Raw genomic sequence first — 25,763 nt, 5'->3', positions numbered from 1 at the left:
GATACCGCTCAATGCTCGTTCTTCGCGGTTTCGACTTGCTGCATCGGCGCGGTGTCGGCCGGCGGAAGCGGCTTGCGCTCGCGCGGCACGCGCGCCGGCTGCGGCTCACGCGCGGCGGCGTCGCTGGCTTCGCGCAGCTTGTCGGCGTCGGTGTTGACCCAGACGAGGCCGGCGGTTTCGAGCATCGGCTTGAGCGAGTCCGTTCCCGTCGACGATGCCTTTGCCGTCGTCGTCACCGTCGATGCCGGCTTTTCCACCGATACCGCCGATACCGCCGATACCGCCGTTGCTTCCGGCGTCGACGCGACCGCTTCGGTCTTCACCGGCTCGGACTCGATCGCGAGCGGCTCCGTGCTGGCCGTTGCGACCGGTTCGGCCGACTTGATCGGCTCGACGGAGGTTGCTTCCGGCGTGCTGGCGATCGCCGCGGGCTTCAGCGGCGCGGACAGTTCCGCCGCTTCGACTTCGTCGGCCGTCTGAGCCGGCTTCGACGCTTCCGCCGGGGCGGGCGCGAACGGATCGGCCATCTTCGTTTCGGCGACCTTCGGCGTCGGGCCGAACGGATTCTCGACCGGCGCCGCGGGTGCGGGCTTCGCGAAGATATCCGGCGTCGGCGCGGCTGCCTGCGGCGTTTCCACCGACTCCGGCTTCGCTTCGACCTTGGGTTCAACCTTGGCTTCCAGCGGCTCGGCTTGCGCGGGCGGAACTTCTGCCATGACCGGCGCGGATTCCACCGGCTTCACGTCGCTTTCGGCGGCTGCCGGCTGCTCCGCAGCGGCGGGGCGCGGTTCGCGGCGTGCGGCGGCTTCCTGGTCGGCTTCGGTGTCGAACACGCCGGCTTGCGCGGACATGCTGTCGGCTGCGCCTTCCGCTTCGGCGACATCCGCGGCGTGATTCACCGTGATGCCTTCTTCCTCGCGATCGCGCCGGCCACCACGACGGCCACGGCGGCGACGACGGCGCTCTTCGCCATCGCGCGCGGCGGCCTGATCGGCGGAAGCGGCGTCGAAACCTTGCTGCTCGGCATCGGCGTTGAGCTGCGCTGCGTCGACGATATCGGACTCAACCGGCTCCGCTGCCGTCAGCGCCTCGACGGCTGCGTCGGGTTGCGGCTGCTTGCGGCGTTCGCCGCGTTCCGGACGCTCGGCGCGTTCCGAACGTTCTGCACGTTCTGGGCGCTCGGCACGCTCCGGACGCTCGACGCGCTCACCGCGTTCCGCACGTTCCGGACGCGGCGCGCGCTCGGCGTTGCGATCCTGGTTGCGTTCGCGTGCCTCACGCGGCTCACGGCCTTCGCGCGGCTCGCGTGCTTCACGCGGTTCGCGAGCCTCACGCTGTTCACGTGCTTCGCGCGGTTCACGGGTTTCACGCGGCTCGCGAGCTTCACGCGGTTCACGTGCTTCACGCGGCTCACGCACTTCGCGCAGTTCACGACCTTCGCGGCCGCCACGCGCCTCGCGATCTTCACGACGCGCGCCCTGACGACCCGCACCGTTACCGCCGGTCGCAGCACCGGCAGCACCTGCCGCCGCGCCTTCACGCCCTGCGCCACCACGACGATTGCGACTGCGATCGCCACCGCCCGCGCGCTCGCCACGTTCCGTGCGTTCGGTGCGCTCGCGTTGCGGACGCGCCGCCGGCTGTGCCTCGACGGGCGCCGGAGCCGGTTTCACTTCCGGCTGAATGCCGAACAGATTCTTGATCCACGCGATGAAACCGCCGCTCGCAGCCACCGGAGCCGGTGCCGGTGCGGGCGCGGCCTCGACCGGCGCGGGCTTCACCGGCGCGCTCGGCGCCGGCTTTTCGGGCGTGATGCCCTTGACCGCCGCTTCCTGCTTCGGCTTCACTTCTTCGGTGCGCTTGCTGTAACCGGTCTCCGATTCCAGTTCGCTCGCCGCTTCGACGGCCATCTTCCACGATGCGCGCGGATCGTCGAGGCGTGCATCGTCGTGACGCAGACGTTCCAGCTTGTAGTGCGGCGTTTCGAGATGCTTGTTCGGAATCAGAACGACATTGACCTTGAAGCGCGACTCGATCTTGTTGATCTCCGAGCGCTTTTCGTTCAGCAGGAAGGCGGTCACCTCGACCGGCACCTGGCAATGGATCGCCGCGGTGTTTTCCTTCATCGCTTCTTCCTGAATGATCCGCAGCACTTGCAGCGCGGACGATTCGGTATCGCGGATATGGCCCGTTCCGTTACAGCGCGGGCACGTCACGTGGCTGCCTTCGGAGAGCGCCGGACGCAGACGCTGACGCGACAGCTCCATCAAACCGAAACGCGAAATCTTGCCCATCTGCACGCGCGCGCGATCGTGCTTCAGCGCGTCTTTCAGACGCTGCTCGACTTCGCGCTGGCTCTTGGCCGATTCCATGTCGATGAAATCGATCACGATCAGCCCGCCCAGATCGCGCAGACGCAACTGGCGCGCGACTTCGTCGGCGGCTTCGAGGTTGGTGCGCGTGGCGGTTTCCTCGATATCCGCGCCCTTGGTCGCGCGCGCCGAGTTCACGTCGATGGCGACGAGCGCCTCGGTGTGATCGATCACGATCGCGCCGCCCGACGGCAGCGGCACCGTGCGCGAGTACGCGGTTTCGATCTGATGCTCGATCTGGAAGCGCGAGAAGAGCGGCACGTCGTCGTGATAGCGCTTCACCTTCGAGAGGTTGTCGGGCATCACGATATCCATGAAGGCGCGCGCCTGATCATGGATTTCGGTCGTGTCGATGAGGATTTCGCCGATATCCGGCTGGAAGTAGTCGCGAATCGCGCGGATGACGAGGCTCGATTCGAGATAAATGAGCATCGGCTGGCCGGCGACGCCGCTCTGCGACGCGGCTTCGATCGCGCGCCAGAGTTGCATCAGGTAGTTCAGGTCCCACTGAAGCTCTTCCGCCGAACGGCCGATACCCGCCGTGCGCGCGATGATGCTCATGCCTTCCGGCAGTTCGAGCTGCGCCATGGTTTCGCGCAGTTCCTGCCGCTCGTCGCCTTCGATCCGGCGCGACACGCCGCCGCCGCGCGGGTTGTTCGGCATCAGCACGAGGTAACGGCCGGCCAGCGAGATGAACGTGGTCAGCGCCGCGCCCTTGTTGCCGCGCTCTTCCTTTTCGACCTGGACGATGAGTTCCTGGCCTTCGCGCAGCGCGTCCTGGATGCGCGCGGAGCGCATCTCGACGCCGTCGCGGAAATACTGGCGGGCGACTTCCTTGAACGGCAGAAAGCCGTGGCGGTCTTCGCCGTAGTTGACGAAGCAGGCTTCGAGCGACGGCTCGATGCGGGTGACGACTCCCTTGTAGATGTTGCCTTTGCGCTGTTCGCGCCCGGCGGTTTCGATGTCGATATCGATGAGCTTCTGCCCATCGACGATGGCGACGCGGAGTTCTTCCTGCTGCGTCGCATTAAACAGCATGCGTTTCATTGAACGGCTCCAGAGCAGCTCTGCCGTCCCTCGTCTTGCGAATCGCCGCCGTGAGTCGACATCGGGCGCGCGAAGCGGGAGGGCGGGCATGCCACGCTTCTTGTGTGTTGTCACAAAGCACGCTGGAGCGGAACTTCTGGCGGGAGAATTGCCGAAAGCTGGCTTCGGCGCGAAAGCGGCGGCGAAGCCATGGGGCACATGCGACAACCGAGGCGCCGAGGGCGATGCGGCCCGCGTGAGGATGAACGGCGGCGCCGGGATTCCGCGTCTCAGAATAGACGCGCCGAACCCGCTGCGCTCTTCAAGCAGAGCCTTGTCCTCCCGACGGCGATCGCGACGCGAAGAGCGGGCTTCAGGCAGTGTCGCGCGAACCGGCGCGATGCCTGGTTACCGTTCTTCGTCATTGCGGTCGTGCCGCGCGGCGGCCGCGGGCTCACGTGCTCCCGGCGGCTTGCCGTGTCTCGCCTCGATGCGACGCTTATCTAGCGTCTCGCGCTTCGCCGGAATCAGCGCAGCAGCGAGTTGCGTCGTCAGTTGTTCGCAAACCGGCGAGCCGCGATGTGCCGTTTTCGCCCGATGCTCGATGGCAGGGCTGAATCGGGCGAGCGTCCGGTTCTACGCCGGGCGCCAATCGCTTCTCGCCGATGAAATTCTTTTTGACCAGAAATCCGTTACCGTCGGCGATCGACCCGACCGAACGCGCCTGTGGGCTCCGTCCCTGCCGGTGATATCGCCGTGCGTGCAACTCGTCGCTCGATTTTCCGGGTGAGCAACCGGCCCTGGGCGCAAGTAAAATGATGGTTTATTGCTTGCGCCTGTACAGTCTGATCAATCGCGGCTGCGGCTCTTATTCACCGCAGCCCATTCAGGCTGCTCGCAAATTATATTCAGAATGAATGAGTTAGGCAAAACATCCCATAAACCGGTCGCAAGCGAGCAGGTGTCGATGATCGAAATCGACGAAAACGCCGCCGGGCAGCGCATCGACAACTTCCTTTTACGCGTCTGCAAAGGCGTGCCGAAAAGCCACATTTATCGCATTTTGCGCAGCGGCGAAGTGCGCGTGAACAAGGGCCGGATCGATGCCGCGTATCGGCTGGAACTGGGCGATCTCGTGCGCGTGCCGCCCATTCGCGTCGCGCAGGCCGAGGAAGCGCCGGTGTCGTCGAATGCGCCCGCCGCCGAATTCCCGATCATTTTCGAAGACGACCACCTGATCGTCATCGACAAACCGTCGGGCGTCGCGGTGCACGGCGGCAGCGGCGTGGCGTTCGGCGTCATCGAGCAATTGCGCAATGCGCGGCCGCACGCGAAGTTCCTCGAACTGGTGCATCGGCTGGACCGGGAAACGTCGGGCATTCTGATGCTCGCGAAAAAACGCGCCGCGCTCGTGAATCTGCACGAGCAGATCCGCGAAAATCGCGTGGACAAGCGTTATTACGCGCTCGGCCACGGCGAATGGCAAAGCGATTGGGGACGGCGGCGCATCGTGAAAGCGCCGCTGCACAAGTACGTCGCGGCGGACGGCGAGCGGCGCGTGCGGATTCAGGAAAACGGCCTGCCGTCGCATACGGTCTTCAATCTGATCGAGCGCTGGGAGGATTACGCGTGGGTCGAGGCCGAACTGAAGACCGGCCGCACGCATCAGATTCGCGTGCATATGGCGAGCATCGGCCTGCCGATCGCGGGCGACGCCAAATACGGCGACTTCGCGCTGAACAAGGAACTGGCGCGGCCGAGCGCGAAACCCTCGCTCAAGCGCATGTTTTTGCACGCGTATCGCCTGAAAATCACGCATCCGGCGACGGGCGCGCCGCTGCAATTCGAAGCGCCGCTTCCGGCGGAGTGCCGGCGCTTCATCGAACAACTCAAAAACCGAGAGACATAAATGGCGCGGCAGCAATTCGATCTGATCGTTTTCGACTGGGACGGCACGCTGATGGATTCCACCGTCCACATCACGCGCAGCATTCAGGCGGCCTGCCGCGACCTGGGGCTGCCCGTTCCCGCCGATGAATCCGCGAGCTACGTCATCGGCCTCGGGCTGAAAGACGCGCTGCAGATTTGCGCGCCGACGCTCGATCCGAAGGACTATCCGCGTCTCGCCGAGCGTTATCGCTTCCATTTTCTGACGACGGGCCAGCAAACCGAGCTGTTCAAGGGCGTGCGGGAACTGCTGCAGGAATTGCGCGACGAGGGCTATTTTCTGGCGGTCGCGACGGGCAAGAGCCGCGTCGGGCTGAACCGGGCGCTGGATCAGTCGCGGCTGACGAGTCTTTTCGACGGCACGCGCTGCGCCGACGAAACCTTCTCGAAGCCGCATCCCGCGATGCTGCACGAACTGACGCGCGAACTCGGCCAAGACTTGTCGCGCACGGTGATGATCGGCGACACCACGCACGATCTTCAAATGGCCATCAACGCGGGCGCGGCGGGCGTGGGCGTCGCGTACGGTGCTCATCCGGCGGATTCGCTCACGGCGCTGCAACCGCGTTTTTGCGCGGATAGCGTCGCGTCGCTGGCAGGCTGGCTGCGGGAGCACGCATGAGCGAACCATTGCGGGAAACGGCGGACGCGGTGCGCGTGTGCGCATCGGGCGAACTCGTCGACGGCGGCGCGGGCGTGCGCGTCGATGCGAAGGAAGCGAGCGGCGAGGCCGTCGTGTTCTTCGTGCGATACGACGGCAAGCCCTACGGCTACCTGAACCGCTGCGCGCACGTGCCGATGGAACTCGACTGGGCCGAAGGCCAGTTCTTCGAAAGCTCCGGCCTGTATTTGATGTGCGCGACGCACGGCGCCATCTACGAGCCCGACACCGGCAAATGCGTCGGCGGACCGTGCCGCGGCGGGCGTCTTCGACCCGTGAACGTCGAGGAACGCGAGACGCCGGAAGGCCGCGCGGTCTTCTGGCTACCCGACGACACGCTTCGCCCCGCCTGACCCTTTTTCTACTTTGACGCGGCTGCACGCCCGAACGACCACGCATGTCCGATAACCTTTCTCCCAATCCGCGCGGCAACGACAACTGGGAGCGCGACGCACTCGAGCGCATTGCGCTCGCCGCCATCCGCGAGCAGCGCGCGGCCCGGCGCTGGCGCATCTTCTTCCGGTTCGTGTTTCTCGCGGTGATTCTCTTCATCGCGTGGGGCGTGTTCGATTTCACCGGCGATCACGTGTCGAAGGCGACGAAGCACACCGCGCTCATCGACCTGCAAGGCGAAATTTCCGCCAACAGCGACGCCAGCGCCGACAACATCGACGCCGCGCTCGAAAGCGCGTTCGAGGACGACGGCACGGCGGGCGTGATCCTGCGCATCAACAGTCCGGGCGGCAGCCCGGTGCAGGCGGGCATCGTGTATCGCGAGATCGGGCGGCTGCGCGCGAAGTATCCGAAGACGCCGCTCTACGTCGTCGTCGACGACATGTGTGCGTCGGGCGGCTACTACATCGCGGCGGCGGCGGATCGCATTTATGTCGACAAGGCGAGCATCGTCGGGTCGATCGGCGTGCTGATGGACGGCTTCGGCTTCACCGGCCTGATGGACAAGCTGGGCGTCGAGCGCCGCATGCACACGTCCGGCGCGAACAAGGGCGCGTTCGATCCGTTCTCGCCCGAGACGCCGAAGATGACCGCGCACGCGCAGGACATGCTGGACCAGATCCACGCGCAGTTCATCGACGCCGTGAAGCAGGGCCGCGGCAAGCGCCTGAAGGACGATCCGGACCTCTTCTCCGGCATGTTCTGGACGGGCGAAAAGAGCGTGCAACTCGGTCTCGCCGATGGCTTCGGCGACGCGAATTACGTCGCGCGCGAAGTTATCAAGCAGCCGGATATCGTCGATTACACGCAGAAGGAAAGCATCAGCGAGCGCGTGGTGCGGCGCTTCGGGGCGTCGATCGGCGATGCCGCCGTGCGCGCGCTGACGCTCGGCGGCAAGGTGCAGTTGCGTTGAGTCTTACGACGCCAGCAGCAGGAAGATCGCCGGGCGCTTTTGCAGTTCGGGCGCGGCGGCTTTCTTCCAGTCCGCCGCGGTGCGCGTGACGATGGTTTCGCCCGGCAGCGTCAGATCGACGGCCACGCAAATCAGCGTCGACGGCGCGCAGGCAGCGATGAGCGTATCGAGCATCTGCCGGTTGCGATAAGGCGTCTCGATGAAAATCTGCGTCTGGTTCGCCTTGCGCGACAGTTGCTCCAGCTCGCGCAGGCGCTTGCCGCGCTCGGCGGCATCGACCGGCAAATAGCCGTTGAACGCGAAGCTCTGGCCGTTCATGCCGGACGCCATCAACGCCAGCAGAATCGAACTCGGACCGACGAACGGCACCACTTTCACGCCACGCTGATGCGCGCGCCGCACGAGCAGCGCGCCCGGATCGGCGACGGCGGGGCAGCCCGCTTCCGAGACGAGGCCGGCGTCCGCGCCCGCGAGAATCGGCGCGAGCAGCTTGTCGATTTCGGCGGGCGGCGTATTCACGTTCAACTCGCGAATCTCGATTTCCTGAATCGGCCGCACGGTGCCGACTTTCTTCAGGAACGCGCGCGTGGTCTTCGCGTTTTCGCCGATGTAATAGCCGAGCGCGGCGGCCTGCGTGCGCACCGGTTCGGGCAGGACGTGCGCGAGCGCGTCGGCGTCGCCTTCGCCGAGCGTGTTCGGGATCAGATAGAGAACGCCGCTCATGCCGCCCCCAGCATCGGAAAACCGGCGGCGCGCAGCATTTTCGTCAGCGCGATGAGCGGCAGGCCGATGAGCGCGGTCGGGTCGTCGGACTCGATCGCATCCAGCAGCGCGATGCCCAATCCCTCCGATTTCGCGCTGCCCGCGCAGTCGTAGGGCGTTTCGGCGCGCAGATACGCTTCGATCTCGCCGTCGGTGTAATCGCGAAAACGCACGCGCGTGACGATATCGGCGGATTGATGGCCGCCCGTGCGGGAATCGAACACGCAGAGCGCGCTGTGGAAATCGACCGCGCGGCCGCGCATCGCCCGAAGCTGCGCGACGGCGTTCTCGTGCGTGCCGGGCTTGCCGATCTGACGGCCATCGAACGTCGCCACCTGATCGGACCCGATGACGAGCGCGCCGCCCGCGTGCCCGACGCGCCCGGCCGCAGCGCGCGCCTTCGCGATGGACAGCCGCACGGCCGTCGCCTCGGGCGTTTCGCTGGGCAGCGGGGTTTCGTCGATATCGGGCGAAATGACGTCGAACGGAATGCGCAGGCGTTCGAGCAACTCCCGCCGATACGGCGAGCTGGACGCGAGGACGAGGTGCGGTAAGTCTGTAGCCGGCATGAACGAAATGGGTGAAAGATGAAGAAAGGAACGGCGGGGCGCGCGTGCAACAGTGGCGCACCCTTAAGTGTTTGACTCGAAAGAATAAAGCCTATATGATTTTGGGCTTTTCATCGCCTGGCCGGTTGAGCCTTGTTCGATGAAGCGCGGGCGCCAGTGAGAACGCGAGTGCCGCCGGTGCGGCTGGTGCGGCGGTTGGCAATCGGGCTAAGCCACGCCTGCGATCGTGCAACCAAGATGCGGCGGACGGTGCATACTGAGCCCACGCCATGTCCGGCGCGCCGGACATGCTTGAAACGCAAGATGAACAAACGGCATAGGCAGGAGCGCACATGACTCAGAATCCTGGCAAACCTGCGAGCCCCGCCGATCTGCGCGCGCTCGACCTCTACGATTTCGCCGAACACAAGCGGCAGGCCGCGGGCGCGCTGCGTGTTTCGCAATTGCCGCGCATGTTAGCCGAAGTCCCGGCGGATGCGCCAGAGCGCGACACCGTGTTCACCTGGCAGGGCGAGGGTTCCACCCAGCCGGAATTGCAGGACGACGGCACGGAAGCGCCGCAGCCTTATCTGCGCCTCGCGGTGCACGGTTCGGTGTGGCTCATGTGCCAGCGCTGTCTTTCGCCGTACTCGCAACATCTCGACGTCGACGCGACGTATCGGATCGTGGCGACGGAGGAAGAAGCGGACGAATTTCCGCTCGACGAAGATGAAGTCGAAGTGATCGTCGGCTCGCGCCAGTTCGATCTCGTCGACCTGATCGAAGAAGAGTTGTTGTTGTCGCTGCCGCTCGTGCCGAAGCACAGCGTTTGTCCGGAAGTGCACGAGAGCCTGCTCTCGGGCAGCGAAGAGGACGAGGCGGTCGAGGGCGGCGAGAGCGACGAGAAACCGAATCCGTTTGCCGTGCTGGAAAAGCTCAAATCGAGCGATCCGAACGACAAGAAGCATTGATGTGGCGGCGCGGCGAAGTCATGGCCGCGCGGCGACCTCCCGCTTCAGGCGGTGGGCCAGACGGCCCGGCAGTTCCTCCGCGAACGCGGAGTTGGGCCTGTGTTAGAATTCGCAAAATTTTTCTGGAGTAATCATGGCAGTTCAGCAAAACAAGAAGTCGCCGTCGAAGCGCGGCATGCACCGTTCCCACGACTTCCTCACGACGGCTCCGCTGGCTGTCGAGCCGGGCACGGGTGAAGTGCATATGCGTCACCACGTGAGCCCGAACGGCTACTATCGTGGCAAGAAAGTCGTCAAGACGAAGAACGACTAAGCGTTCGTTCAACGCTTTGCCGCATGCGCGTGGCCGTTCTGCGGCCTTGCGCGCCTGGCACGCTTTGACACTTTCCCGGTGCGACAAGAAGGCGGCATTTCACTGCCGCTTTTTTGTGCCTGAAATTCGTCGCTTTCCATGACCGTAAAGATAACCATTGACTGCATGGGAGGCGACCACGGACCGGCCGTGACCGTTCCCGCCGCCGTCAATTTCGTGCGCTCGCATCCCGATGCGCACCTGATGCTCGTCGGCATCGAGCAAGCGATCCGCGCGCAGCTCAAAAAGGCGAAGGCGCAGGACGAGCCGCGGCTGACGGTCGTTCCCGCGACCGAAGTGGTCGCCATGGACGATCCCGTCGAAGTCGCGCTGCGCAAGAAGAAAGATTCGTCGATGCGCGTCGCGCTGAACCTCGTCAAGGACGGCGAGGCGCAGACCTGCATTTCCGCCGGCAACACCGGCGCGCTCATGGCCGTGTCGCGCTATGTGCTGAAGACGCTGTCGGGCATCGAGCGCCCGGCCATCGCGTTCGCCATGCCGAGCCAGAAGGGCTACACCACGGTGCTCGATCTCGGCGCGAACGTCGACTGCGAGCCGGAGCATCTGCTGCAGTTCGCGGAGATGGGCCACGCGCTCGTCTCGGCGATCGAAGGGCGCGATCGCCCCACCATCGGGCTGCTCAATATCGGCGAAGAAGTCATCAAGGGCAACGAGACGATCAAGCGCGCGGGCGAACTGCTGCGCGCGAGCACGCTCAACTTCTACGGCAACGTGGAAGGCAACGACATTTATAAAGGCACCACCGATGTCGTCGTGTGCGACGGTTTCGTCGGCAACGTCGCGCTGAAGACCTCCGAAGGTCTCGCGAAGATGCTCTCCGACATGATCAAGGAAGAGTTCACGCGCTCGCTGTCCAGCAAGCTGATGGCGCTCGTCGCCATGCCCGTGCTCAAGCGCTTCAGAAAGCGCGTCGATCCGGCGCAATACAACGGCGCCGCGCTGCTCGGCCTGCGCGGGCTCGTCATCAAGAGTCACGGTTCGGCGGAAGCCTACGGCTTTGAGTGGGCGATCAAACGCGGGTATGATGCCGTCAAAAATGGCGTGCTCGAACGCCTCGTACGCGCGATGGAAGAGAATGCTCAGCCCGCGCGCGACGCCGGCCCGAGCGCAGCGGCTACCGATGCCGCCAGTCCCGCCGATGCAGCAACCGGCGCTGCGGCCGCTCAGCCGAATTCCCTGCCAAACCCGCCGGACGCGTCCGGCACCGCGCTACCCACGAAGGCATAATGGCTCAATCCAATCTTTACGCTCGCGTGCTGGGCACCGGCAGCTATCTGCCGTCCGAGCGCATCACGAATCAGGCATTGGCGGATCGTCTCGCGTCGCAAGGTGTCGAGACGAGCGACGAGTGGATCGTCGCGCGCACCGGCATCCATGCACGCCACTTCGCGGCGCCGGATCAGACCACGAGCGATCTCGCGCTGATCGCATCGCAGAAGGCCATCGAGGCCGCGGGCATCGATCCGCAGTCGATCGATCTCATCATCGTCGCGACGTCCACGCCGGACTTCGTGTTCCCGAGCACCGCGTGCCTGCTGCAGAACAAGCTGGGCATCAAGAATAACGGCGCGGCCTTCGACGTGCAGGCCGTGTGCTCCGGCTTCGCGTACGGCATGGCGACGGCGGACAGCTTCATTCGCAGCGGGATGCATCGCACGGCGCTCGTCGTCGGCGCGGAAACGTTCTCGCGCATTCTCGACTTCAAGGACCGCACGACCTGCGTGCTGTTCGGCGACGGCGCGGGCGCGGTCGTGCTGCAGGCGTCCGAGGAACCGGGCGTGCTGGCGAGCGCGCTGCACGCGGACGGCAGCTATGCGGACATTCTCTGCACGCCGGGCAACGTGAACGGCGGCGTGGTCGCGGGCAGCGCGTTCCTGCACATGGACGGCCAGGCGGTGTTCAAGCTCGCGGTCAACGTGCTGGAGAAGGTCGCGATCGAGGCGCTGCAAAAGGCGAAGCTCACGCCGCAGGAAATCGACTGGCTGATTCCCCATCAGGCCAACATCCGCATCATGCAGAGCACGTGCCGCAAGCTGCACTTGCCGCAGGAGCGCATGGTGGTGACGGTCGGCGATCACGGCAATACGTCGGCGGCGTCGATTCCGCTCGCGCTCGACGTCGCGGTGCGCGACGGCCGCATCAAGCGCGGACAGAATGTGCTGATCGAAGGCGTGGGCGGCGGCTTCACCTGGGGCGCATCGGTCTTCCGCTACTGATCCGTTCATCCATCCCCTCTATTCATCTGCAACTGATCCTCTTCACGACCGCCGCCGCGCGCCGCACGCGCGCGCGGCCCGCGCGACAGCCCGTGAAGGCCTCCGGATCATTCCAATCAACGAGGACGATATGAAATTTGCGTTCGTTTTTCCGGGCCAAGGCTCGCAATCGATCGGCATGCTCAACGCATTCTCCGATCACGCCGTGGTGCGCGAGACCGTGCAGCAGGCATCCGATGCGCTCGGGCAGGACCTAGGCAAGCTGATCGCGGAAGGCCCGGCGGAAGAGCTCAATCTCACGACGAACACGCAGCCCGTGATGCTGACCGCGGCCTACGCGATCTATCGCGTGTGGGAAAAGGAAACGGGTCTTGCGCCCGCGCTCGTCGCCGGCCATAGCCTGGGCGAGTACACGGCGCTCGTCGCGGCAGGCGCGCTCGCTTTCGCCGATGCCGTCCCGCTCGTGCGTTTCCGCGCCCAGGCGATGCAAAACGCGGTGCCGGTCGGTGAAGGCGGCATGGCAGCGATCCTCGGCCTCGACGACGACACGGTGCGCGCGGTGTGCGCCGAAGCCGCGTCGGCGGGCGTGGTCGAAGCGGTCAACTTCAATGCGCCCGCGCAGGTGGTGATCGCCGGCGCGAAGGCGGCGGTCGAGAAGGCATGCGAAGTGGCGAAGGCGAAGGGCGCGAAGCGCGCGTTGCCGCTGCCGGTGTCGGCACCGTTCCATTCGTCGCTGCTGAAGCCCGCATCGGACCAGTTGCGCGAGTATCTCGCCAAGGTCGAGATCAAGGCGCCGCGCATTCCGCTGATCAATAACGTCGATGTCGCGATCGTCTCCGATCCCGCCGCCATCAAGGACGCGCTCGTGCGTCAGGCGGCCGGTGCCGTGCGCTGGGTCGAGTGCGTTCAGGCGATGGCGCGCGAAGGCGTCACGCACGTCGTCGAATGCGGGCCGGGCAAGGTGCTCGCGGGCTTGACGAAGCGCATCGACGGCAATCTGGTCGGCGGCTCGATCTTCGATCCGGCGTCGCTCGAGGAAACGCGCAAACTGATCGCTGGATAAGCAAGAGAGAGAACGACATGAACTTGGACAATCAGGTAGCCATCGTCACGGGCGCGTCGCGTGGCATCGGACGCGCGATCGCGCTGGAACTGGCGCGCCAGGGCGCGACGGTCATCGGCACGGCCACGAGCGAAAGCGGCGCGGCGGGCATCGGCGAAGCGATCGCGCAGGCGGGCGGCAAGGGCCGCGGCGCGGTGCTGAACGTGAACGACGCGGCAGCCGCCGATGCGTTCATCGACGCGGCCGTGAAGGAATTCGGCGGCCTGAACATTCTCGTGAACAACGCGGGCATCACGAAAGATCAGCTCGCGATGCGCATGAAAGACGACGAATTCGACGCCGTCATCGACACGAACCTGCGTGCCGTGTTTCGCCTGTCGCGCGCCGTGCTGCGCCCGATGATGAAGGCGCGCGGCGGACGCATCATCAACATCACGTCGGTGGTGGGCAGCTCGGGCAATCCCGGCCAGGCCAACTACGCGGCGGCGAAGGCCGGCGTCGCGGGCATGACGCGCGCGCTCGCACGCGAGATCGGCAGCCGCGGGATCACGGTGAACTGCATCGCGCCGGGCTTCATCGACACGGACATGACCAAGGTTCTGCCGGAAGAGCAGCGCACCGCGCTGACCGCGCAGATTCCGCTCGGCCGGCTCGGCAGCCCGGACGATATCGCGCATGCGGTGGCGTTCCTGGCGTCGCCTTTCGCGGGCTACATCACGGGCACGACGCTGCACGTGAACGGCGGCATGTACATGTAATAGGCATTTCGCCGAAATTCGCTTAATATCCGCGCCGGAGACGGGCGCGCGAAATGCTTGACCGGCATGCGCGCACCGTCGGAAGCGCGGCGGCAACAAACGATGCGACCCGTCACGAACGCCCTTGATGAAGCGCAGCGGGCGGCGGAGCATGAACTGAAGCGCCGTATTTTGCGGGACCAAACCTGATAAAATGCGCGCACTTGTATTTTTGAACTTTTATTCCCTCGGAGGGTTGCATGGACAACATCGAACAGCGCGTGAAGAAGATCGTCGCCGAACAACTGGGCGTGGCGGAAGCCGAAATCAAGAACGAAGCGTCGTTCGTGAACGATCTGGGCGCTGACTCGCTCGATACCGTTGAACTGGTGATGGCGCTGGAAGACGAGTTCGGCATGGAAATTCCCGATGAAGAGGCGGAGAAGATCACCACGGTTCAGCAAGCGATCGATTACGCTCGCGCGAACGTCAAGGCCTAAGGCCGGACGCGTCGGCGACTCGTCGCTCTTCGAGCTTGAAGCATCGTCGCTGCGAAAACCGATTTAACAGCCACAGGGCACACAGGGCGGTTTCCTGTGGCCGCTGTGGCTTTTGCTTTTTGTCATTCTATGGATAAGGGGTTACCGTGAGCCGTCGTCGAGTTGTTGTTACAGGCCTTGGGCTCGTTTCGCCTGTCGGCAATACCGTTGCCGACGGCTGGGCCAATCTGGTGGCGGGCAAGTCGGGCATTGCCAATATCACGAAGTTCGATGCCACGAACTTCTCGACCCGTTTCGCGGGCGAGGTGAAGGGCTTCAACATCGAGGACTACATGCCCGCGAAAGAAGCGCGCCACATGGATACCTTCATCCATTACGGCTTCGCTGCGGGCGTCCAGGCAATGCAGGACAGCGGCCTCGAGATCACCGAAGACAACGCCGAGCGCGTGGGCGTGGTGGTCGGCTCGGGCATCGGCGGTCTGCCGATGATCGAAGTCACGCAGACCGAATTGCTCAATCGCGGTCCGCGCCGCATTTCTCCGTTCTTCGTGCCGGCGTCGATCATCAACATGATCTCCGGCCATCTGTCGATCCGCTTCGGTCTCAAGGGCCCGAATCTCTCGATGGTCACCGCGTGTACCACCGGTCTGCACTGCATCGGCGAGGCGTCGCGTCTGATCGAATACGGCGACGCCGACGTGATGATCGCGGGCGGCGCCGAAGCGACGGTGTCGCCGCTTGGCATCGGCGGGTTCGCGGCGGCGCGTGCGCTTTCGCAGCGCAACGACGATCCGGCCACTGCCAGCCGTCCGTGGGACAAGGACCGCGACGGCTTCGTGCTCGGCGAAGGCGCGGGCGTGATGGTGCTCGAAGAGTACGAGCACGCGAAGGCGCGCGGCGCGAAGATCTACGCTGAAGTGCTGGGCTACGGCATGAGCGGCGATGCGTACCACATGACCGCACCGCCCGAAGACGGCGACGGCGGCCGCCGCGCGATGGTCAACGCGCTGAAGAACGCGAAGGTCAACGCGGACGAAGTGAACTACGTGAACGCGCACGGCACGTCCACGCCGCTCGGCGATATCGCGGAAACCATCGGCATCAAGCGCGCGCTCGGCGATCAGGCGAAGAACGTCGTCGTGAATTCCACCAAGTCGATGACCGGCCACCTGCTGGGCGGCGCGGGCGGGCTCGAGTCGGTGTTCACGGTGCTCGCGATCCACAACCAGATCTCGCCGCCGACCATCAACATCTTCGACCAGGACCCGCAGTGCGACCTGGACTACTGCGCGAACACCGCGCGGGAAATGAAGATCGATGTCGCGGTGAAGAACTCGTTCGGCTTCGGCGGCACGAACGGCTCGCTCGTCTTCAAGCGTCATTGAGCTGAAGCGCTCGCCGGAACGGGGAACGTGATGTCGGGCGCGCATGAAAATCGGCCGCATCGGGAGACAGGCACACCGCCGCGCATCCCGATGCGGCCGTCTCGCTTTCTGCTCGTCGCGCTTGGCGCATTCGTCGCACTGGCGGGCACGGCGGTCTTCGATTGCGCGGCCGGCCATTTCGGCGCGTGGCACGGCGCAGTGGCGGCATTCGTCGTCGTCGCGCTGCTCGGAATCGCAGCGTTCCGATGGGCGCGCCGCCAGCCGGCCGCGATCGGCCTGCACGGGAACGGCGTCACCGTCTGGGATCGTGCGGGCGAGGCGGAATTTCTCGCCATCACCGGCTGCGCGCAATGGAGCGGGCGGCTGCTCGCGCTGACCGTGTCGTCGGGAAAAGGCCGTCCGCGCACGCTTTTCGTCGCCGCCGATTCCATCGACCCCGACGCCTTCCGCCAACTTGCAGTGCGTGCCCGCCGCGCCGCGAGCGCATTCCTGTAACGACTGTAACGGTGCATGAGCATCGGGGATAACGCGAAGTCGGTAACGCTACAATAGCCGTCCGCGAACAGCCCCCATGTCAAACGGATTCCCAGGTGAGCGAAAAAGAAATCGACCAAGTGCTGGTCGAACGCGTGCAGAAGGGTGACAAAGCCGCGTTCGAACTGCTGGTCGCCAAATACCACCGCAAGATCATTCGACTGATCTCGCGCCTCGTGCGCGACCCCGCCGAGGTCGAGGACGTCGCCCAGGACGCCTTCATCAAGGCTTACCGCGCGCTGCCGCAATTTCGGGGCGAATCCGCCTTCTATACCTGGCTGTACCGGATTGCCGTCAACACGGCAAAGAACTACCTTGCCACGCAGGGCCGCCGCGCTCCCACTTCTACCGAAGCAGATGCGGAAGAGGCGGAAACTTTCTCCGACGCCGACCAACTAAGGGATATCAACACGCCCGAGTCGATGTTGATGAGCAAGCAGATCGCGCAAACGGTCAATGCTGCGATGGCCCTGCTGCCGGAAGAACTGCGCACCGCCATCACGCTCCGGGAAATAGAAGGATTGAGCTACGAAGAAATCGCTGAAATGATGGATTGCCCGATCGGCACCGTCAGATCGAGAATTTTCCGTGCTCGCGAAGCCATTGCGGCAAAATTGCGTCCGTTGTTGGACACTCCCGAAGGCAAGCGCTGGTAGGCGGCGAAATCCACGGGACAGGGACGCGATATCTGGGTTAGGTGGTGTCACTACGGGGTGGTATCAGAGGATTGGGGAGCATCATGGGGTCGGTCTCGATGCAAGCGCACGGAAATTCGCAGACAAATTCTCAGGCGGGCACGCGCGGCGAGCGCATGTCGGCGTTCGTCGACGGTGAATCGCTCGACGAAATTCAAAACATCAGCCAGTTCCTTGCGGGACTGACGAGCCAGGACCGCGCGGCGTGGTCCGACTATCATCTGATCGGCGACGCGCTGCGTTCCGACGATCTTGCCGAAAGCCCCGTGCGGAGCAGCGCGTTCATGGCTTCGTTCTCCGCGCGTTTCGAGGCCGAAGCGCATGTGCTCGCGCCCGCGGCGCTCCCGGCGGCGTCGAAGGCGCGCGGCGGCCTGCTGCGCCGGCGCGTGGTGCCGGCGTTCGCGGTGGCGGCTGCGGCGGCCACGCTGACGTGGATCGTCGTGCCGCAGATGCAGGGCATCGGCAGCCGTTCGGGCGCGCAAGTGGCGAGCGTCGCGCAGCCGGATGCGGTGCAGCGCGTGGCGCTGGCGTCGGTGCCGGCGGTGAGCACGGGGTCGCCGGTCGTGGAGGCGAACATCATCCGCGACGCGAATCTCGATCAATATCTCGAAGCGCATCAGCAGTTCTCGCAGCAGCCTGCGATGCCCGGCTCCATGCCTCTGATTCGCGCGGCCGTGACTTCGCAAAGCCAATAACCGAGGGCGGATGTGCGGTTGAACAAAACTAGATATTGGGGGCGGCTGCCGGCATTGATGTTCTGCGCAGCCGCGTTGTTGTCGGCGGCATCGAGTTCGTTCGCTGACGGCAACGACTCCGCGCAGCGCAAGACAGCGGCCAGCCTGCTCAACCGCATCCACGAAGCGGCCCAGCAGCAGAATTACGAGGGCACTTTCGTCTACCAGCGCGGCACGACCGTGCAGTCGTCGCGCATCACGCATGTCGCGACGCGCGGCGACGGCGAATACGAATCGCTCGAAAGCCTCGACGGCGCCCCGCGCCGCATGCTGCGTCACGACGACGACATGATGACGTTCGTCCCGGAGCGGCATTTGCTCGTGATGGAGCATCGGCAGAGCCGGGACTCGTTCCCCGCGTTGCTCGCCACGAGCGGCGACCAGGTCTTGTCCGTGTACGAGCCGAAGCTGCTCGGCAACGACCGCGTGGCGGGCGTGGACAGTCAGGTCATCGAGCTCGATCCCAAAGATTCCTATCGTTTCGCCTACAAGCTCTGGGCCGATGCCAAAACCGGCCTGCTGCTGCGCGCGCAAACGCTCGATCCGGACGGCCAGGTGCTCGAACAGCTTTCGTTCTCGCAGGTGAGCATCGGCGGGGCGATCGACAAGGCGTCGATTGCGAACGGCATGCGCAGCACGTCGGGCTGGACCGTCGTGCGGCCGCCGGTGCAGCCGGTCGACATGGAAGCGCAAGGCTGGCAACTGAAGCCGACCATCCCGGGCTTCAAGAAGATCCGCGAATTGCGCCGGCCGATGGCGTCGAGCCAGCAAGGTCAGGCGCCGATTCCCGTCGATCAGGCCGTGTTCTCGGATGGCCTCGCCGCCATTTCCGTGTTCGTGGAACCGGTCGAGAAGAGTTCGCGCAAGGAAGGCGCGGGCAATAGCGGCGCGACGCACGTGCTTGTGAAGCGCCGTGGCGATTTCTGGATTACCTTGCTTGGGGAAGTGCCGCAAGCCACCTTGCAGCAATTTGCCTCTACCATAGAATACAAGCCTTCCCGGTAATCGAATCCCTCGCCTCCAGCCTATGAGCCACTACTCGCTGCGCAAGTTCATCGCGGCCGCGGCGCTCGCCGTGTGCCTGCCGTTCGTCTCGCAGACGGCGGCGGCGGTGCCCACGGTGAACCTGCCGGATTTCACGTCGCTCGTCGACAAGGTCGGGCCCTCGGTCGTGAATATCCGCACGACATCGCGCGTCGGCACCGCGAACGATCTGCGCGGTCTGCCGCCCGGCCTCGATGAAGGCGACATGTCCGAGTTCTTCCGGCGCTTCTTCGGCATTCCGATGCCCGGACAGCCCGGCTCGCCACGCGGCGGTGGAGGCGGCGGTGGCGGCGGCGATCAGGGCAAAGGCGGCAGCCGCAGCCTTCCGCCCGACGACAGCCAGGACAACTCCGAGCAAAGCAGCGGCGTCGGCTCGGGCTTCATCCTGTCGACGGACGGCTACGTGATGACCAACGCGCACGTCGTCGACGACGCGGACACCATCTACGTCACGCTCACCGACAAGCGCGAGTTCAAGGCGCGGCTCGTCGGCGTCGACGAACGCACGGACGTCGCGGTCGTGAAGATCAGCGCGGCGAACTTGCCGGCCATCACCATCGGCGATTCGAACAAGGTGCGCGTCGGCGAATGGGTGCTGGCGATCGGCTCGCCGTTCGGCCTCGACAACACCGTGACCGCGGGCATCGTCAGCGCGAAGGGGCGCGATACGGGCGACTACCTGCCGTTCATCCAGACCGACGTGGCGGTCAATCCCGGCAATTCGGGCGGACCGCTCATCAACATGGCGGGCGAAGTCATCGGCATCAACTCGCAGATTTACAGCCGCACCGGCGGCTTCATGGGCATCTCGTTCGCGATTCCGATCGACGAAGCCATGCGCGTCGCCGATCAATTGAAGACGTCGGGCAAGGTCGTGCGCGGGCGCATCGCGGTGGCCATCGGCGAAGTGACGAAGGACGTCGCGGATTCGCTCGGGCTGGCGAAGGCGCAGGGCGCGCTCGTGAGCAGCGTCGAGTCGGGCGGTCCCGCCGACAAAGCCGGCGTGCAGCCGGGCGACATCATCCTGAAATTCAACGGGACGAATGTCGAAACGGCGACGGATCTGCCGCGCATGGTCGGCGACAGCAAGCCCGGCACGAAGGCGACCATCACGATCTGGCGCAAGGGCCAGTCGCGCGACCTGCCGATCACCATCGCCGAAATGCAGCCGGACAAGGTCGCGAAGACCGAGCAGCGCCGCACGCCGCAGCCGAAGGAGCGCGCGAGCAATTCGCTGGGTCTCGCCGTGAGCGACATTCCCGCCGAGCAGAAAAAGGCGCTGAAGCTCACGACCGGCGTAATGGTCGATGCCGTGGAAGGGCCGGCCGCGCGCGCGGGCTTCCAGAAGGGCGACATCATCATGCGTATCGGCGATACGGACATCACGAGCGCGAAGCAGTTCGAAGCGGTCGCCCAGAATCTCGATGCGAGCAAGATGGTCGCGGTTCTCGTGCGCCGTGGCGACAACACGCAGTTCGTGCCGTTGCGCCCGCGCGTGCCGGCGCAGAAGTAACGTTCGACGATGATCGAAGAAGGCGCGCCTTTTGTCCTGTACGGGCGCGCCTGGTGTCATCTGTGCGAGGACATGCGCGCCGAACTCGAACCCATCGCAAAGCGGTTCGGCGTCGGGATTCAATGGATCGACATCGACGAAGATCCGCTGCTCGAAGCGCGTTATAACGAGCGCGTGCCGGTGCTGATGCTCGACGGCATCGAATTGTGTCACTACCGGCTGGACCGGGACGCCGTGCACGCGGCGCTCCGGCGGCGCCGCTCATGAGCCATCCGAAGCCGAAAACGCCTGTACACCCCCTTTTCGGCTAAAATGCAGAAGTTTTCCCCAAATTTTCAAGGCGTGCTCCGCGTGTGTGAGGGCGCGCCTTTTTCGCTTGATCGGCACTGAATGAATCATATTCGTAACTTCTCGATCATTGCGCACATCGATCACGGTAAATCGACGCTCGCCGACCGCATCATCCAGTTGTGCGGCGGCCTGTCGGATCGTGAGATGGAAGCGCAGGTGCTCGATTCGATGGACCTGGAACGCGAGCGCGGCATCACGATCAAGGCGCAGACCGCCGCGCTGAGCTACAAGGCGCGCGACGGCCAGGTCTACAACCTCAACCTGATCGACACGCCCGGGCACGTCGACTTCTCCTACGAAGTCAGCCGCTCGCTGTCGGCGTGCGAAGGCGCGCTGCTCGTCGTCGATGCCAGCCAGGGCGTCGAAGCGCAGACCGTCGCCAATTGCTACACGGCGATCGAGCTCGGCGTGGAAGTCGTGCCGGTGCTGAACAAGATCGACCTGCCCGCCGCGAACCCCGAGAATGCGATCGCCGAAATCGAAGACGTGATCGGCATCGACGCGACCGACGCCGTGCATTGCAGCGCGAAGACAGGCCTGGGCGTCGAGGACGTGCTCGAATCGCTGATCGCGAAAGTGCCGCCGCCCAAGGGCGATCCGGACGCGCCGGTGCAGGCGCTGATCATCGATTCGTGGTTCGACAATTACGTCGGCGTCGTGATGCTCGTGCGTATCGTCAACGGCACGCTCAAGCCGAAGGACAAGATCAAGATGATGGCGACCGGCGCGCAGTATCCGGTCGAGCATCTCGGCGTGTTCGCGCCGAAGTCGACGAACCTCGCGCAGTTGTCGGCGGGGCAGGTGGGCTTCGTGATCGCGGGCATCAAGGAATTGACCGCTGCCAAGGTCGGCGACACGGTGACCGTCGCCAGCCGTCCGGCGCAAGAGCCGCTGCCGGGCTTCAAGGAAGTGAAGCCGCAGGTGTTCGCGGGACTTTATCCGGTCGAAGCGAACCAGTACGACGCGCTGCGCGAATCGCTCGAAAAGCTGAAGCTGAACGACGCTTCGCTTCAATTCGAGCCGGAAGTGTCGCAAGCGCTCGGCTTCGGCTTCCGTTGCGGCTTCCTCGGCCTTCTGCACATGGAAATCGTGCAGGAACGGCTCGAGCGCGAATTCGACATGGACCTCATCACCACGGCGCCGACCGTGATCTATGAGGTCGTCCAGCGCGACGGCACGACGATCTCCGTCGAGAATCCGGCGAAGATGCCGGAGCCGCAGAAGATCGAGGAAGTGCGCGAGCCGATCGTCACCGTGAACCTGTACATGCCGCAGGAATATGTCGGCTCGGTCATCACGCTGTGTACGAACAAGCGCGGCCAGCAGACGAACATGCAGTATCACGGCCGCCAGGTGCAGCTCACCTACGAAATTCCGATGGCGGAAATCGTGCTCGATTTCTTCGACCGCCTGAAGTCGACGTCGCGCGGCTATGCGTCGATGGACTACGAGTTCAAGGAATACCGCGCGGCCGATGTCGTGAAGGTGGACATGCTCATCAACGGCGACAAGGTGGATGCGCTCTCGGTCATCGTGCACCGCTCGCAGAGCCAGCATCGCGGCCGCGAAGTGGCGTCGAAGATGCGCGAACTCATTCCGCGCCAGATGTACGACGTGGCGATTCAGGCGACCATCGGCTCGAACATCATCGCGCGTGAAAACATCAAGGCGCTGCGCAAGAACGTGCTCGCGAAGTGTTACGGCGGCGACATCAGCCGCAAGAAGAAGCTGCTCGAAAAGCAGAAGGCGGGCAAGAAGCGCATGAAGCAGGTCGGATCGGTCGAGATTCCGCAGGAAGCCTTCCTCGCCATCCTGCGCGTGGACGAATGACGTTCGCGCGCCGCAACCCGGCGCAGAACAACAACAACCGACGATAACAACCGGAAGCGTTTGATGAATTTCGCACTGATTCTTTTGATCCTCGTCGTGGTGACGGGTATTGCATGGGTGCTCGACAAGCTGGTGTTCGCGCCGCAACGCCGCCGCGCGGCGGATGAAGCCGCGGCCGAATTCGACCGTCAGCAGGAACGCGTCGGCGAGCGTTTCGCCGATGAAAACGCCGCCGAAACGCGCGCGCGTCTGCGCAACGAGCGGCTGCGCCAGCCGTGGTGGCTCGAGTACACGGCGAGCTTCTTCCCGGTGATTCTCGCGGTGTTCGTGGTGCGCTCGTTCATCGTCGAGCCGTTCAAGATTCCGTCGGGATCGATGGTGCCGACGCTGCTCGTCGGCGACTTCATCCTCGTGAACAAGTACGAATACGGTCTGCGCATGCCGATCAGCAACACCAAGCTGACCAACGGCAAGCCGCTCACGCGCGGCGACGTGGTGGTGTTCCGCTATCCGAAGGACGAATCGGTCGACTACATCAAGCGCGTGATCGGCTTGCCGGGCGACACCGTCGCGTACGAAAACAAGCAGCTCACGATCAACGGCAAGCCGGTGCCCGAAGCGCCGCAGCCGGATTACTTCGACGAAGAGCGCATCGGTTACGCGAAGCAGTTCGTGGAAGACCTCGACGGCCGCAAGAACGCCATCCTCAACAATCCGCAAGTGCCGCCGTTCGTCATGGGCGCGGACGATTTCCCCTATCGCGACAACTGCGTCTACAACGCGCAAGGCGTGACGTGCAAGGTGCCGCCGGGCCATTACTTCATGATGGGCGACAACCGCGACAACAGCGCCGACAGCCGCTACTGGGGCTTCGTGCCGGACAAGAACATCGTCGGACGGGCGTTCTTCATCTGGATGAACTTCAGCAACCTGAAGCGCATCGGCTCGTTCCAGTGATGATTCGCGCGCGCCGCCGGGAACGTGCCGGCGCGCGCTTCGAAACGGCGTGAAGAAGCGCGGCTAACACCGTCTCGCCACGCGTTTTCCCGGCCCGCCGGGCGGAATCAGCCGCCTTGGCGGGCGCGTTATACTCTGTCCATGCCCTCTTCTCCGTTGGAAAGCCGGCTGCGGTACGAATTCCGCAATGCGGAATTGCTGCGCCAGGCGATGACCCACCGCAGTCACAGCGCCACGCACAACGAACGGCTCGAATTTCTCGGCGATTCCGTTCTAAATTGCGTGGTAGCTGCGCTTTTGTTTCAGCGATTCGGCAAACTCGACGAAGGCGACCTGTCGCGCGTCCGGGCGAATCTGGTCAAACAGCAATCGCTTTACGAAATCGCGCAGGCGCTGAACGTGTCCGAAGGGCTGCGGCTCGGCGAAGGCGAACTGCGCAGCGGCGGTTTCCGCCGTCCGTCGATTCTCGCCGACACGCTCGAAGCCATCTTCGGCGCCATCTTCCTCGACGGCGGTTTCGACGCCGCGCACACCGTCATCAAGCGTCTCTATACGCCGGTGCTCGATCACATCGATCCGCGCACCATCGGCAAGGACGCGAAGACGCTGCTGCAGGAGTATCTCCAGGGCCACAAGATCGCGCTGCCGACTTACACGGTCGTGGCCACGCACGGCGCGGCGCACAACCAGCAGTTCGAAGTGGAATGCTCGGTGCCGAAGCTCGACGTGAAAGTGTCGGGCTCGGGCGCGAGCCGTCGCGCGGCGGAACAGGCTGCGGCGAAAAAGGCGCTCGACGAAGTCGTGGCCGCCGCGCCGACGCTCGGCGTGAAGCCGAAGCGCAAGGGCGCGCGGGCGGCGAAGCTGGCGGAGCACGACGCGATGCCGGGCGGCATCGGCGTGCAGGCCGCGCTCGATTTGCGCTCGCCGGATCGGCGGGAGCGGGATCGTCAGCGCAGCCATGCAGCGGAGGACGCGCACGAAGCCGCGCCGCTCGCGGTGATCCGCGCGACGCACGTCGAACCGTCCGCGGGCGCGTACGCCACCGCCGACAAACCCGAGCGGCACGTGATTCATCGTCCGGAGAAGGCGGCGAAAAGCGATGCGTCCCAGCCATCCGCCGAACGCGACGACGGACCGGAAACCAACAGCAGCGCGAGCGGCGACGCCCCGGCGAACCGCGTCGTGCGCGCCGCCGACGCCGGCCACTGACGCGCACGCCCCACGCGCATCCGCTTAAACGCGCCCAACGAATTCAGGCTGCACACCACTATGAACGCTTCCACATCTTCCGGTTTCCGCTGCGGCATGGTCGCCATCGTCGGCAGGCCGAACGTCGGCAAATCGACGCTCATGAACGCGCTCGTCGGCCAGAAGGTGAGCATCACGTCGCGCAAGGCGCAGACGACGCGTCATCGCATCACCGGCATCAACACGTTCGACGACGCGCAGTACATCTTCGTCGATACCCCCGGCTTCCAGACGCGTCACAGCGGCGCGCTCAACCGCTCGCTGAATCGCGCGGTCACGTCCACGCTCACATCGGTCGATGCGATTCTCTTCGTGATCGAAGCCGGCCGCTTCGGCCCCGACGATCAGAAAGTGCTCGACCTGATCCCGGCCGGCACGCCGACGCTCCTGATCGCGAACAAGCTGGACCGCGTGGGCGACAAGGATTCGCTCTTTCCGTTCATGCAGCAGATGTCCGCGTTGCGCGACTTCCGCGAGATCGTGCCGCTGTCGGCGAAGCATCCCGAGGACATCAAGCGATTGATGTCGGTCGTGAAGCCGTATTTGCCGGAAGGCGAGCCGATTTACGGCGAAGACGATCTCACCGATCGCAGCGAGCGCTTTCTGGCCGCCGAAATCCTGCGCGAAAAAGTGTTCCGCTGGACCGGCGACGAGTTGCCGTACACGAGCACGGTGCTCATCGACAAGTTCGAGACGGAAGGGCGCCTGCGCCGCGTCTTTGCGACGATTCTCGTCGATCGCGACGGCCACAAGGCGATGATCATCGGCCAGAAAGGCGCGAAGCTGAAGCAGATCAGCACCGAGGCGCGGCTCGACATGGAGAAGCTCTTCGACGGCCCCGTGTATCTCGAAACCTTCGTCAAGGTGAAGAGCGGCTGGGCGGACAACGAAGCAGGCTTGCGCGCTTACGGCTACGAGTGACGCATGGAA

The 25,763-nt window shown here is 64.6% G+C and carries 25 protein-coding genes; 22 read left to right on the top strand and 3 right to left on the bottom strand.

Features of this window, described 5'->3' with window-relative positions; all coding sequences use genetic code 11:
• Positions 1–8: 8 nt before the first annotated feature.
• Positions 9–3,419, bottom strand: a complete 3,411-nt coding sequence (locus tag NCR39_RS09575; RefSeq protein WP_250451965.1) for an Rne/Rng family ribonuclease — start codon at positions 3,417–3,419, stop codon at positions 9–11.
• A gap of 892 nt (positions 3,420–4,311) precedes the next feature.
• Between NCR39_RS09575 and rluC the strand changes: the two genes are divergently transcribed.
• Genes rluC through NCR39_RS09555 form a run of 4 tightly spaced genes read left to right on the top strand, consistent with a single transcriptional unit; the run spans position 4,312 to position 7,372 of the window.
• Complete coding sequence (gene rluC, locus NCR39_RS09570) at positions 4,312–5,307, top strand: 23S rRNA pseudouridine(955/2504/2580) synthase RluC (protein ID WP_250451964.1); 996 nt, start codon at positions 4,312–4,314, stop codon at positions 5,305–5,307.
• The gene (locus NCR39_RS09565; protein WP_087128187.1) at positions 5,308–5,967 is read left to right on the top strand and encodes an HAD-IIIA family hydrolase; all 660 of its coding nucleotides are present in this window, start codon (positions 5,308–5,310) and stop codon (positions 5,965–5,967) included.
• The gene (locus NCR39_RS09560) at positions 5,964–6,359 is read left to right on the top strand and encodes a Rieske (2Fe-2S) protein (protein ID WP_250451963.1); all 396 of its coding nucleotides are present in this window, start codon (positions 5,964–5,966) and stop codon (positions 6,357–6,359) included. The genes NCR39_RS09565 and NCR39_RS09560 overlap by 4 nt, the downstream gene beginning before the upstream one ends.
• 44 nt (positions 6,360–6,403) lie before the next feature.
• Positions 6,404–7,372 carry a S49 family peptidase gene (locus tag NCR39_RS09555; protein ID WP_250451962.1) on the top strand — a complete coding sequence of 323 codons (969 nt, stop codon included), beginning with the start codon at positions 6,404–6,406 and terminating at the stop codon, positions 7,370–7,372.
• Positions 7,373–7,375: 3 nt separating this feature from the next.
• On the opposite strand, the gene NCR39_RS09550 is transcribed toward NCR39_RS09555, so the two are convergent.
• Entirely contained in the window at positions 7,376–8,095 is a 720-nt protein-coding gene (locus NCR39_RS09550) for an SAM-dependent methyltransferase (RefSeq protein WP_250451961.1), read from the bottom strand.
• Positions 8,092–8,703, bottom strand: coding sequence for a Maf-like protein (locus NCR39_RS09545; protein ID WP_250451960.1), 612 nt, complete (start codon positions 8,701–8,703; stop codon positions 8,092–8,094). Before NCR39_RS09545 ends, NCR39_RS09550 begins: the two co-directional genes overlap by 4 nt.
• 332 nt (positions 8,704–9,035) lie before the next feature.
• Between NCR39_RS09545 and NCR39_RS09540 the strand changes: the two genes are divergently transcribed.
• The 18 genes from NCR39_RS09540 to era all read left to right on the top strand — a co-directional run bounded on the left by NCR39_RS09540 (position 9,036) and on the right by era (position 25,754).
• Entirely contained in the window at positions 9,036–9,653 is a 618-nt protein-coding gene (locus NCR39_RS09540) for a DUF177 domain-containing protein (protein WP_250451959.1), read from the top strand.
• 133 nt (positions 9,654–9,786) lie between these two features.
• Positions 9,787–9,966: a 50S ribosomal protein L32 gene (rpmF, locus tag NCR39_RS09535; RefSeq protein WP_250451958.1), complete on the top strand. Its 180-nt coding sequence runs from the start codon at positions 9,787–9,789 to the stop codon at positions 9,964–9,966.
• A 138-nt stretch (positions 9,967–10,104) separates the two neighbouring features.
• Complete coding sequence (gene plsX / locus NCR39_RS09530) at positions 10,105–11,253, top strand: phosphate acyltransferase PlsX (RefSeq protein WP_250451957.1); 1,149 nt, start codon at positions 10,105–10,107, stop codon at positions 11,251–11,253.
• Complete coding sequence (locus tag NCR39_RS09525) at positions 11,253–12,242, top strand: beta-ketoacyl-ACP synthase III (RefSeq protein ID WP_040051399.1); 990 nt, start codon at positions 11,253–11,255, stop codon at positions 12,240–12,242. The genes plsX and NCR39_RS09525 overlap by 1 nt, the downstream gene beginning before the upstream one ends.
• A gap of 130 nt (positions 12,243–12,372) precedes the next feature.
• Positions 12,373–13,305 (top strand): ACP S-malonyltransferase, encoded by a 933-nt coding sequence (gene fabD, locus NCR39_RS09520; protein WP_250451956.1) that lies wholly within the window; start codon positions 12,373–12,375, stop codon positions 13,303–13,305.
• 17 nt (positions 13,306–13,322) lie between these two features.
• On the top strand, positions 13,323–14,063 hold the full coding sequence (fabG, locus tag NCR39_RS09515; RefSeq protein ID WP_250451955.1) for a 3-oxoacyl-ACP reductase FabG: 741 nt from the start codon (positions 13,323–13,325) through the stop codon (positions 14,061–14,063).
• Between the two features lie 239 nt (positions 14,064–14,302).
• Positions 14,303–14,542 carry an acyl carrier protein gene (gene acpP / locus NCR39_RS09510; RefSeq protein WP_004197638.1) on the top strand — a complete coding sequence of 80 codons (240 nt, stop codon included), beginning with the start codon at positions 14,303–14,305 and terminating at the stop codon, positions 14,540–14,542.
• 146 nt (positions 14,543–14,688) lie between these two features.
• The gene (gene fabF, locus NCR39_RS09505) at positions 14,689–15,927 is read left to right on the top strand and encodes a beta-ketoacyl-ACP synthase II (RefSeq protein WP_040051402.1); all 1,239 of its coding nucleotides are present in this window, start codon (positions 14,689–14,691) and stop codon (positions 15,925–15,927) included.
• A 90-nt stretch (positions 15,928–16,017) separates the two neighbouring features.
• Positions 16,018–16,422: a protein YgfX gene (locus NCR39_RS09500; protein ID WP_250451954.1), complete on the top strand. Its 405-nt coding sequence runs from the start codon at positions 16,018–16,020 to the stop codon at positions 16,420–16,422.
• Positions 16,423–16,517: 95 nt separating this feature from the next.
• Positions 16,518–17,117, top strand: a complete 600-nt coding sequence (gene rpoE / locus NCR39_RS09495) for an RNA polymerase sigma factor RpoE (RefSeq protein ID WP_159836660.1) — start codon at positions 16,518–16,520, stop codon at positions 17,115–17,117.
• A gap of 83 nt (positions 17,118–17,200) precedes the next feature.
• Positions 17,201–17,851, top strand: a complete 651-nt coding sequence (locus tag NCR39_RS09490; protein ID WP_250451953.1) for a sigma-E factor negative regulatory protein — start codon at positions 17,201–17,203, stop codon at positions 17,849–17,851.
• A 57-nt stretch (positions 17,852–17,908) separates the two neighbouring features.
• A complete protein-coding gene (locus NCR39_RS09485) occupies positions 17,909–18,895 on the top strand; it encodes a MucB/RseB C-terminal domain-containing protein (RefSeq protein WP_250452045.1) in 987 nt (328 codons plus the stop codon).
• A gap of 22 nt (positions 18,896–18,917) precedes the next feature.
• Positions 18,918–20,447 (top strand): DegQ family serine endoprotease, encoded by a 1,530-nt coding sequence (locus tag NCR39_RS09480; RefSeq protein WP_250451952.1) that lies wholly within the window; start codon positions 18,918–18,920, stop codon positions 20,445–20,447.
• Between the two features lie 9 nt (positions 20,448–20,456).
• Positions 20,457–20,714, top strand: coding sequence for a glutaredoxin family protein (locus NCR39_RS09475; protein WP_250451951.1), 258 nt, complete (start codon positions 20,457–20,459; stop codon positions 20,712–20,714).
• A gap of 123 nt (positions 20,715–20,837) precedes the next feature.
• Positions 20,838–22,628, top strand: coding sequence for a translation elongation factor 4 (gene lepA, locus NCR39_RS09470; RefSeq protein ID WP_250451950.1), 1,791 nt, complete (start codon positions 20,838–20,840; stop codon positions 22,626–22,628).
• Between the two features lie 63 nt (positions 22,629–22,691).
• Positions 22,692–23,585, top strand: a complete 894-nt coding sequence (gene lepB / locus NCR39_RS09465; protein WP_250451949.1) for a signal peptidase I — start codon at positions 22,692–22,694, stop codon at positions 23,583–23,585.
• 141 nt (positions 23,586–23,726) lie between these two features.
• Positions 23,727–24,794, top strand: a complete 1,068-nt coding sequence (rnc, locus tag NCR39_RS09460) for a ribonuclease III (RefSeq protein ID WP_250451948.1) — start codon at positions 23,727–23,729, stop codon at positions 24,792–24,794.
• Positions 24,795–24,854: 60 nt separating this feature from the next.
• Positions 24,855–25,754, top strand: coding sequence for a GTPase Era (gene era / locus NCR39_RS09455; RefSeq protein WP_250451947.1), 900 nt, complete (start codon positions 24,855–24,857; stop codon positions 25,752–25,754).
• The last annotated feature ends 9 nt before the right edge of the window (positions 25,755–25,763 follow it).

Source organism: Caballeronia sp. ATUFL_M2_KS44 (assembly GCF_023630965.1).
Classification (GTDB): Bacteria; Pseudomonadota; Gammaproteobacteria; order Burkholderiales; family Burkholderiaceae; genus Caballeronia; species Caballeronia concitans.
The sequence above is the reverse complement of the archived record's forward strand: the minus strand, read 5'-3'. Positions and strand labels throughout refer to the sequence as shown.

Excerpts from the sequence above, each read along its gene's own strand:
- NCR39_RS09575 (WP_250451965.1), bottom strand. The coding sequence starts at position 3,419 with ATGAAACGCATGCTGTTTAATGCGACGCAGCAGGAAGAACTCCGCGTC.
- rluC (WP_250451964.1), top strand. The coding sequence starts at position 4,312 with ATGAATGAGTTAGGCAAAACATCCCATAAACCGGTCGCAAGCGAGCAG.
- NCR39_RS09565 (WP_087128187.1), top strand. The coding sequence starts at position 5,308 with ATGGCGCGGCAGCAATTCGATCTGATCGTTTTCGACTGGGACGGCACG.
- NCR39_RS09560 (WP_250451963.1), top strand. The coding sequence starts at position 5,964 with ATGAGCGAACCATTGCGGGAAACGGCGGACGCGGTGCGCGTGTGCGCA.
- NCR39_RS09555 (WP_250451962.1), top strand. The coding sequence starts at position 6,404 with ATGTCCGATAACCTTTCTCCCAATCCGCGCGGCAACGACAACTGGGAG.
- NCR39_RS09550 (WP_250451961.1), bottom strand. The coding sequence starts at position 8,095 with ATGAGCGGCGTTCTCTATCTGATCCCGAACACGCTCGGCGAAGGCGAC.
- NCR39_RS09545 (WP_250451960.1), bottom strand. The coding sequence starts at position 8,703 with ATGCCGGCTACAGACTTACCGCACCTCGTCCTCGCGTCCAGCTCGCCG.
- NCR39_RS09540 (WP_250451959.1), top strand. The coding sequence starts at position 9,036 with ATGACTCAGAATCCTGGCAAACCTGCGAGCCCCGCCGATCTGCGCGCG.
- rpmF (WP_250451958.1), top strand. The coding sequence starts at position 9,787 with ATGGCAGTTCAGCAAAACAAGAAGTCGCCGTCGAAGCGCGGCATGCAC.
- plsX (WP_250451957.1), top strand. The coding sequence starts at position 10,105 with ATGACCGTAAAGATAACCATTGACTGCATGGGAGGCGACCACGGACCG.
- NCR39_RS09525 (WP_040051399.1), top strand. The coding sequence starts at position 11,253 with ATGGCTCAATCCAATCTTTACGCTCGCGTGCTGGGCACCGGCAGCTAT.
- fabD (WP_250451956.1), top strand. The coding sequence starts at position 12,373 with ATGAAATTTGCGTTCGTTTTTCCGGGCCAAGGCTCGCAATCGATCGGC.
- fabG (WP_250451955.1), top strand. The coding sequence starts at position 13,323 with ATGAACTTGGACAATCAGGTAGCCATCGTCACGGGCGCGTCGCGTGGC.
- acpP (WP_004197638.1), top strand. The coding sequence starts at position 14,303 with ATGGACAACATCGAACAGCGCGTGAAGAAGATCGTCGCCGAACAACTG.
- NCR39_RS09500 (WP_250451954.1), top strand. The coding sequence starts at position 16,018 with ATGCGGCCGTCTCGCTTTCTGCTCGTCGCGCTTGGCGCATTCGTCGCA.
- NCR39_RS09490 (WP_250451953.1), top strand. The coding sequence starts at position 17,201 with ATGGGGTCGGTCTCGATGCAAGCGCACGGAAATTCGCAGACAAATTCT.
- NCR39_RS09485 (WP_250452045.1), top strand. The coding sequence starts at position 17,909 with ATGTTCTGCGCAGCCGCGTTGTTGTCGGCGGCATCGAGTTCGTTCGCT.
- NCR39_RS09480 (WP_250451952.1), top strand. The coding sequence starts at position 18,918 with ATGAGCCACTACTCGCTGCGCAAGTTCATCGCGGCCGCGGCGCTCGCC.
- NCR39_RS09475 (WP_250451951.1), top strand. The coding sequence starts at position 20,457 with ATGATCGAAGAAGGCGCGCCTTTTGTCCTGTACGGGCGCGCCTGGTGT.
- lepA (WP_250451950.1), top strand. The coding sequence starts at position 20,838 with ATGAATCATATTCGTAACTTCTCGATCATTGCGCACATCGATCACGGT.
- lepB (WP_250451949.1), top strand. The coding sequence starts at position 22,692 with ATGAATTTCGCACTGATTCTTTTGATCCTCGTCGTGGTGACGGGTATT.
- rnc (WP_250451948.1), top strand. The coding sequence starts at position 23,727 with ATGCCCTCTTCTCCGTTGGAAAGCCGGCTGCGGTACGAATTCCGCAAT.
- era (WP_250451947.1), top strand. The coding sequence starts at position 24,855 with ATGAACGCTTCCACATCTTCCGGTTTCCGCTGCGGCATGGTCGCCATC.